This is a genomic window from Streptomyces sp. MB09-01, from assembly GCF_033794505.1.
Taxonomy (GTDB): domain Bacteria; phylum Actinomycetota; class Actinomycetes; order Streptomycetales; family Streptomycetaceae; genus Streptomyces.
In genome coordinates, this window is sequence record NZ_JARAYQ010000496.1 from 1 (window position 1) to 2,682 (window position 2,682).

General features: G+C 67.4%; 3 protein-coding genes. All 3 read right to left on the reverse strand.

Annotation, left to right across the window (positions count from 1 at the left end):
• Positions 1–678 (reverse strand): hypothetical protein (locus PV721_RS42810; RefSeq protein ID WP_416371297.1); only part of this gene is annotated, 678 nt, incomplete at its 3' end.
• Between the two features lie 194 nt (positions 679–872).
• Positions 873–2,051, reverse strand: coding sequence for a site-specific integrase (locus PV721_RS42815; protein WP_319734225.1), 1,179 nt, complete (start codon positions 2,049–2,051; stop codon positions 873–875).
• Positions 2,052–2,121: 70 nt separating this feature from the next.
• Positions 2,122–2,319 (reverse strand): excisionase family DNA-binding protein, encoded by a 198-nt coding sequence (locus PV721_RS42820; RefSeq protein WP_319734227.1) that lies wholly within the window; start codon positions 2,317–2,319, stop codon positions 2,122–2,124.
• Positions 2,320–2,682: the final 363 nt, after the last annotated feature.

Genomic DNA, 2,682 nt, shown 5'->3' on the forward strand with positions numbered 1-2,682 from the left:
GGGCTGGGCGTGAGCGGGTTGCGCGGCCCCGACCGTCCGCGCGTCCGGGGCGGGCTGCGCGAGCGGGGGCGGAACCGCGGTGGTACCGGCGCCGACGGGCCGGCTCCTCCCACTGGTCACCAGGGCGACGGTCTCGCACAACAGGGCCGCCATGACCAGTCCGGCCGGCAGGAACACTCCGAGCACGAGGCGGAGGGCGAGCAGGGCGGCCAGCCGGAGGCGCACCGCGGGCGAGGCCCAGGCCTGCGCGGACGGGCCGGCGGCCAGGAGATTGCGCTGCGTCAGGATCCACAGCAACAGCCAGATCAGCAGGACCGGGATGGCGGCGCCGAGGAACCAGAACTGCGCCGTGGCGAGGGGGAGGCCGAACTGGATGGCCAGCGTGCGCGCGTTCCCCGTGGCGATCGACTGCAACAGCAGGTCGAAGCCGGGGATGACGTCGGAGGCCATCCAGACCAGCAGGCCGATGCCGCCGACGAACGCCAGCGCCAGCTCCCCGAGAGCCGCCGCCGAGACCCCCGGCCGGGCCCCGGCCGCTCCCCCGGCCGCCGACACCCGTTGACGCACCCCCTGCTGGGCCCGCGCCAGCACCGGCAGCGACACCAGCCGCACCGCCAACGTCGGCCCGACCACGGCCAGGACGCCCATGCCGAGCGACATCTCCACGTACTCCGCCATGCTTCCCCCGCGCTCTCCTGTGCAGCCTCTCGGACGAGCAGGGGGAGTACAGGTTCCTCAGCCCCTGCTTACCCCTGCCTTAAGCGGAACGTATGAATCGATAGGCGGTCCAGCTTGGATCCGCGCAGGTCAAACGGCGGCTATGGCACCCGCTTTGGCGCACGGGAGCCAAACCGGGAGCCACGGCGCTCTACTCAGGGCCCGGCGGCCCCGTCCTTGTCGCTGAAGATCTCATCCATCGCCTCCGCGCCGGCCTCGATGACAGGACGCAGCTGCTTCCGGTAGACCCGCTCGGTGGTGCTGCTTCCGCTGTGTCCGACCAAGCGAGCGATGTCCTCGATCCGTAGGCCGTGGTCAGACAGCAGCGAAACGAAGCTGGTTCGGAGCTCGCGCGTGGTCCAGCTGTGCGGGTCGGGTAGCCCGGCCTCCTTGAGGAGCCCGCGGAAATTCCGTCGAACGTCCTGCGCCGTACGAAGCTTCCCGCTGGGGTGCGGAAAGACAAGGTCTTCCGGGAGCAACGACCGGTTGGAGCCCTCCAACGCCGCCTGCTGCTGGTCGCGGTATTCCTTCATCACCGCAACCACGTGCCTGGGCATGGCCAGGGAGCGGCGGCTCTTGTGGGTCTTCATCTCCCCATGGCGGCGCACGGAACGCCAGACCTGTACGTGTGGCTTCTCCTCTCCGTCGGCGTCCAGCCGCACGTGCTGCCAGGTCAACGGTCGTGTTTCTTCTGGCCGTGTGCCTACCAGGAGTGCAAGCACCACGTAGGCATGGATCCATGTACCGGCCTCCGCACGGAGGATGCTCTCGGCCTGGCTGAGCGAGAGCGACTTGCTGGGGCGCCCCGGCCGCCCTTCCGGGGCCACCACGTAGTCGGCAACGTTGCGTACAACTCTCCCCCGGCGCTGTGCGTGGGCGATCGAACGGCGGAGGACCGAGAGGAGCAGTTTCAGTGACGCTGTGGCGATGAGCTCCGCGCGCCCGTCGAGCCAGGTGTCTACGTCGTCCGCCTCCAACGACTTCAGCTTGGTCCTTCCGATCTCGGGCGTGATGTGGGTTCGCGCGAGGCTTCGGTAGGTGTAGACGCTCCCGTCGGCCCTACCGCGCAGGCCTTGGGCGAGCCAGTCATCCACAGCCTGCTCAACGGTGTAGTTCGCGAGAGTCCTGGAGCCCTGCTCCAGCTCCCTCTTGAGGTCTCGCAGCTTCCGCCGCACCTCGGTCTTCGTCTTGCCGGACACCTTGGGACGGTGGCGCTTCCCCGCCGGGGTGTAGCCCAGCGAGACGGCCCCGATGTAGCGCCCCTTGGACTTGTCCCAGTAGATCGAGTCCTCGCCGTTGGCTGCCTTCCGGCCCGGCGCGCTCTCGTTGTCCATCTGGCACCTTTCAAGCATGAGGAAGGGGCCGCACCGGCATCGGTGCGGCCCCGTGATGGGTTCGTTGCTGCTACGCGGCGGCCTGAGCCTCGCGCTTGAGGAGTTCGACGTACTCGTCGACGTATTCGGTCGGTACGAGCCGTCGCCTGCCGACGCGGACCGTCCGCAGGCGTCCGAGTCGGATCTCCTCGAACGCTGTGGAGCGGCCGACGTTGAGGAGTTCTGCGGCTTCTTCCACGCTGTGCAGCCGCCTCTCGGGTACGACCATCAGCGCCACGTGATGACGTTCCTTCCGGTCCGTGAGTGGTCAATCATGCGATTCCGGCCCTGCCGGAGGGCCGGAATTGCTGACAGAACTGACAGAACCTCGCCGCATAGCCCCTGACCTGCAGTTTTGGCCGGTTTGACTCGCGTGACAAAACCTCAAAAAACTCTGACAGAACCTCGAAAACCTAGGTTCTGTCAGGCTGGCCGGCTCGACCGCGGCGAGGTTTTTTGAGTTCTGTCAGAGTTTTCGGAGGTTCTGTCAGAGCCTCGAAAGTGCTCGTTTTCGCAGGTCACAGGGCTGGTCGGGAGGTTCTGTCAGTTTTGTCAGTGGGTTGGGGGGTTTTCAGGCGGCGCGGGTGATGCG